The 5,192-nt window shown below is 57.9% G+C and carries 5 protein-coding genes; all 5 read right to left on the bottom strand.

What is annotated here, in order from left to right:
- Nucleotides 1-796: 796 nt before the first annotated feature.
- The 5 genes from ABLE71_RS25775 to ABLE71_RS25755 all read right to left on the bottom strand — a co-directional run bounded on the left by ABLE71_RS25775 (nt 797) and on the right by ABLE71_RS25755 (nt 5,013).
- Nucleotides 797-919 (bottom strand): hypothetical protein, encoded by a 123-nt coding sequence (locus tag ABLE71_RS25775; RefSeq protein WP_348786344.1) that lies wholly within the window; start codon nt 917-919, stop codon nt 797-799.
- Nucleotides 920-936: 17 nt separating this feature from the next.
- Nucleotides 937-2,274 carry an amidohydrolase family protein gene (locus ABLE71_RS25770; protein WP_348786343.1) on the bottom strand — a complete coding sequence of 446 codons (1,338 nt, stop codon included), beginning with the start codon at nt 2,272-2,274 and terminating at the stop codon, nt 937-939.
- Nucleotides 2,275-2,495: 221 nt separating this feature from the next.
- A complete protein-coding gene (locus ABLE71_RS25765; protein WP_348786342.1) occupies nt 2,496-2,726 on the bottom strand; it encodes a hypothetical protein in 231 nt (76 codons plus the stop codon).
- 137 nt (nt 2,727-2,863) lie between these two features.
- A complete protein-coding gene (bla, locus tag ABLE71_RS25760) occupies nt 2,864-3,943 on the bottom strand; it encodes a class A beta-lactamase (protein ID WP_348786341.1) in 1,080 nt (359 codons plus the stop codon).
- 47 nt (nt 3,944-3,990) lie between these two features.
- The gene (locus tag ABLE71_RS25755) at nt 3,991-5,013 is read right to left on the bottom strand and encodes a hypothetical protein (protein ID WP_348786340.1); all 1,023 of its coding nucleotides are present in this window, start codon (nt 5,011-5,013) and stop codon (nt 3,991-3,993) included.
- Nucleotides 5,014-5,192 lie beyond the last annotated feature (179 nt).

The raw sequence follows: 5,192 nt of genomic DNA, 5'->3' as shown, positions 1-5,192 counted from the left end.
GATCGCCGACGAGGTTGGAAAGGGCGGACAGGAGCTAATGCACAAAGCCGGTTGAAACCGCCGGATCAGGAGAACCCACTGGGGCCGTGCACTTCGAGTGCGAGCTTACGATCGGGACCTGAGCCGCGCGAATGGCATTATGGCCAGCGGCACATGGAAAAGCCGCACCTATAGGTCGGATACATGGCCGCACCAACCAGCTACTGCAAAAAAGGCTCAAAGAGTCCCTTGCAACGGAGAGCCGTCCATACACGGCCCCAAACACGACATTTAGGAATCGCTCTGGCGATGACAGTTCCTGCCGCCGACGCCCGCATAGACGACTGGACTTCAACCCCAAAGGAACCATTGGTTGGCTGGCGACTGGGCAGCAAATTGCCAGTCGTGGACTATCAGCCCGCGTGAGCGCGGGCTTTTCCCAGTACAGGGGCCGGATTTGGCCGGACCTGAACTGGAGACGAACGATGGCAAACAAGATTAGCAATACCGAAGTGGCGGGGATCGATGCATCCGCGGATGTAAAGGGCGTCCAAAGGGCAGTTCCTGTCGCGATGCCGATATCCGCTTTATATTGGACGGCCTGCTTGGCGCGAATCGCTTCTATCAATAGCCAACTTGCGACCTAGTACGCGCGGAGACCAGCCGCCGATATTAGAATTTGTAGCTTAATCCCAACATCACATCGTTGCTGGTGACCCCGAACGAACTTGCACTCGAAACCGTCCCAATCTTGTGGAGGGCGGACCTGAGACCCTGAACTCCTCCGGCATAAGAGTCTAAGGTTTCCTTTCGGGCCTCATGTGGCCTGTGTTTCCAGCGTGGATTTCATTGCGAACTCGGCCGGCGGCATGTTTCCGAGTGCCCGAGTGTGGTCGGTGGTGTTTGCCAACCCCAGGAACGCAAGTGCTGCTGCTTTCATCGAAATGCCCTCCTCAGCTAGTCGATCGTGTTCTTCACGATCTTCCCGTCCTTCATGATGACGACAAAGTTCTTGCCGGGATCGGCGACGAGATCGAGGTTTTCGAGTGGGTTGCCGTCAACGAGGATCAGGTCTGCGTAGGCGCCCGGCTTGACGACGCCGAGCGGGCCGTCGGAGTACGGATTGCGCGGACCGCTGAGCACCAGCAACTCGGCATTGTCCGAGGTCGCCATCTTGAGCGCCTCGTAGGGCGAGTACCACTTCTTGAGCTTGGCGAGGAACTTGCCTTCCTTCGCGGCCAATTCCGGATCGAACAGCAGGTCGGTGCCGAAAGCCGTCTTCACCTTGTACTTCCTCGCGAGCGCAATGACCTGCTCCAGGCCGGCGACGCAGGCCTCGTATTTTTCTGTGCTGATGGGGCTTTCGAATTGGAACGCGTCCTCGCCATGCGCATCCATAGGCTGCATGCTCCACCAGATGCCCTTCTCGGCCATCATCCTGGCGGTCTCGTCCTCGATGAAGAAGCCATGCTCGACAGACAGCGCGCCGGCTTCGCCCCACATGCGGATGGCCGCGTCTGTGTTGGCGTGGATCGCGACATAGGTGTTCCAGGTCTTGGCGACGTCGACGATCGCTTTGGCCTCCTCGAAGGTGTATTCCGTGACATCGAGCGGATCGTAGAGCGACGAGACGCCGCCGCCTGCCATCGCCTTGATCTGGCTGGCGCCCATTCGCAGTGCTTCACGGGTGCGCTTGATGACGTCGGGCACACCGTCGGCGATCAGCGTGTGGCCGATCCTTTGCGTGTAGTCGAGCGGCGTATCCGGATTTTCCGGCACATCGTTGGGGCCGCGGAAGTCGCCGTGACCGGAGGTCTGGCCGATATAGGGCCCGGACGGGTAGATACGCGGGCCGTCGACCAACCCGGTGTCGATGGCCATCTTCACCCCGAAGACATTGCCGCCGACATCGCGCACCGTCGTGAAGCCGCGCAGCAGCTGTTCTCCGGAGTGTTTCGCGGCAGCGATGCTGAGAGCGCCGAAATTGGCGCCCATGACCTGGCTGATCGGCCAGAAGTTGAACATGGTGTGCCAGTGCGCATCGATCAGGCCCGGCATCAGCGTGCGACCGCCGCCGTCGATGACGGTCGCGCCGTCCGACGGGATGGGAACAGTGGAGACGGACTTGATGAGGTTGCCCTCGACGAGAACGCTGGCATTCTCCATCAGCTTCTCGTTCACGCCGTCGAAGACGTTGACGTTGGTGAACAGTGTCTGCTGCGCGGCCTGCTGGGCGAGGGCGGGGGAGACGACAGCCATCGCCAGGGCTGCGAGCAGGGGTTTGAACGAGTTCATGCCATGACCTCCTGATTGTGGGAAACATCCGGGGAGGCCGCCGTTGATGCACGCGACGCCCGACAAGCGGGATCCGCCTGTGGCATTGGCAGTCTGTCGAGCGAAAACTGGCTCACCGGCACCCCTCCCGATGCGACGTTCCTGTACCCGTGCTTAGTCAGCGCTCATGATGACTGGATCGCAATGATCCAGATCAAGCCGCGAGGCAGCCTAGGGCAAGTTCATACAGATGACGAGCGCACGCTTTCCCTTCGGCAAGCGACGCGATCGCGATCGATAAGCGCGAACGTCAGCTTCTTTGCTTCCTCCCTCGGAAAGCCGCCATTCCGGTATCGGCCCACAAGTTGCCGGTCCGCCTCTTCCGAATAGTGCTTGTCTGAGCCCATGCGGAAGGTGCCGCCGGGTATCGCGATCATGTCGTAAAGCTCGGTGGCCGAACGTTCAACTGTCATACTAACGTTCTCCCCCCATCACCGATCTACTACGGCAACGGTTTGCCTCCGGCGGCACTTGGCCGAAAGAGGGACAGGATAGGCGCGCTGACCCAGCCACACCTATGTAAGTTGATGCCAACTGTACGAGCGGCAATTCATCGCTCCGTAGCCGGAAACAAATAGAAGTAATCATACAACGTGCGGGTGACCTCGGCGATTGCTCGGTCCCTGTCAGGTGCCGGTGTTTCGCTGCTTTTTGTAAAGACGGCTATGGCGAATCGTCGGCCATCAGGGAGGGTAATGTAGCCAACATCGTTGGCCACACCACCAATGGTGCCAGTCTTATGCGCCACCGGGGTTCCTTTCGGCAGCAGTCCTTTGAGGCGACCCACTCCGGTGCGTGTGCGCGACATAGTGCCGAGCAGAAACTCGCGACTCTTGGCTTTCAACGCGCTACCATCGTCAATCTTCATTAGAAGATCCAGCATCGCATTGGGCGTCGACTGGTCGCGGGGGTCTGATTCGTATTTGAGATTTCTAAGAGGCTGCTTCGCAGCGAATCCCGGAGTCTTTAGTGCTTCTGCGCCAACTTTGGCTGTCGCCAAGCCTGGAAGGTCGTAGAAGTCCCTTATGATTTCAGCCACCATTCGATCGACCCGCTGATCCTTGATGCCGATGCTCTGTAACTTGGCTGTCACAGCTGCCGGTCCTCCTGCCAGTCCTATGCAGACATCTGTTGCAGTGTTATCGCTCTCGGTAATCATCGCCTCGATGAGATTTGCGACCGAAAGATTCAGACCGGGGTGAACAAAGTTCGTCGCTAGTACATTATCTCCGGTAACCATCATTTCCGGCGTAACATTGACGAGTTGTTCGAGTGCGAGTTGTCCTTTGTCCACACGGTCAAGCACAGCGACTGCAATAGCTACCTTGAATGTGCTTGCCATGACAAAGGGTTCGTCGCCGTTGATAACGAAAACTTCTTTTCCGCCGATTGGCCTGGCGGCAACTCCGATACGGCCAACAAGCTTTGATGCAATACCTTCTAACAATGGTGCAAGCTGCTTTAACTTATTTTCAGATACAGAAGTCGCATGATTGTTTTTTGTGGTAGCATTCTCTGTGGAAGAATTGCGTGGGTCGTGTCCAATGCTTAGTCCGTCTTCCGCGATGGCCGGCACTGTCAGCATCAACCCCATCACCGTGCATGCGAACACTGCTGGTATCCGTTTCATGCGGACTCTCCTTTCTTATGTCGTCTGTTCTTTCCGCCTGCCCTTGGTCACTTGTCGGTTGTGATATGTCCGGCACCGGAATCATCCATTCCATGCATATCCGGCACGTTGATAACGTGGTCGCCGAACCACTTGTTGACGGTCACCGGATCGAAGCGGCCCTTCGCTTCCACCGGAAAGCGGATCGGCTGGCCAGGCTTGACCGGCAGGACTTTGCCGTCCTTCACGACGACGGTGCCGTTGATGATGACATAAGGAACCCCGGTCGGCGGCAGACCGTTTTCACCCAGCCTGAAGTTGGCGTTATCTGCCACGGTCTTGGGATCAAACAGCGTCAGGTCCGCCGCTTTGCCCACCTGCACCCGGCCGCGCTGCTTCATCGCCTCGAGCCCGGTGTCGCCCAGGTGCTTGGCGCTCCAGTAGCTCAGCTGGGAAAGGGTGAACATCAGAGGGACGCCCTGTTCGCGTCCCAGCCTTAGCGCTCGTACTGAGGCGCCTGCAGTTCGCGGATGCCCTCGGTACTCTGACACGTGCGCGTTGGCGGGCAACAGTCGACCGTTCTCACCTCTCCCTGCTATCGCGTCCGACGCTACCGTCATGTCCGGCATGCGCAGCCAGTACGGCAGCCACTTCTTTCGAGCAGGGAAATACGTGACTATCGCCCGCGTCGGATCGGATTTCCTCAGGGACAGAAACTCTTCCTTGTTCAGGAACTTGTTGGCCTGCGGATCAAAGATGGTCTCCTCGTATTTGTAGCCGTACTCCCCTTCCCAGATTTCAGGTCTGAAGAAATCGGCCTTGGGTTGTCCCCCGGCAGCATCATAGGGATAATATTCTGCCCATATATTAAAGCCCTGCTCTCGCAAGAGCCTCAGCTTTTCCTCATTTTCCCACCATCCATAGTCGTTATCATGGGCGATGATCAGAGGGGCTTTCAGAGCAACGGCATTGGCGATTACCTCATCAGCTCCGATCTGGGATTCGGTTGGGGGCTTGGTGCTCAGGTGGAACCGGGTGTGGACACTCGTCAAGCGACCGTAGTGCGCAGCCGCACGCTGCGCTTCGAACAACTCATACGTCTTCAAACCCCTAGACATATAAGCCACGCCCGCGCCGACGCCGAGAGTGTCCGGGATCAGCGCCTATGGCACAGAAATGAGGGTGTGATTTAAGGAGTGTTCGTTCTCGTCGGAGACGAAGGAACGAACATGAATTCGAAGTCGACTGGCGGCAAACGCTCCGCCGAACA

This window comes from Mesorhizobium sp. KR9-304, from assembly GCF_040049215.1.
In the GTDB taxonomy this organism is placed as follows: Bacteria; Pseudomonadota; Alphaproteobacteria; order Rhizobiales; family Rhizobiaceae; genus Mesorhizobium_K.
This window is presented reverse-complemented; position numbering and strand designations above follow the sequence as displayed.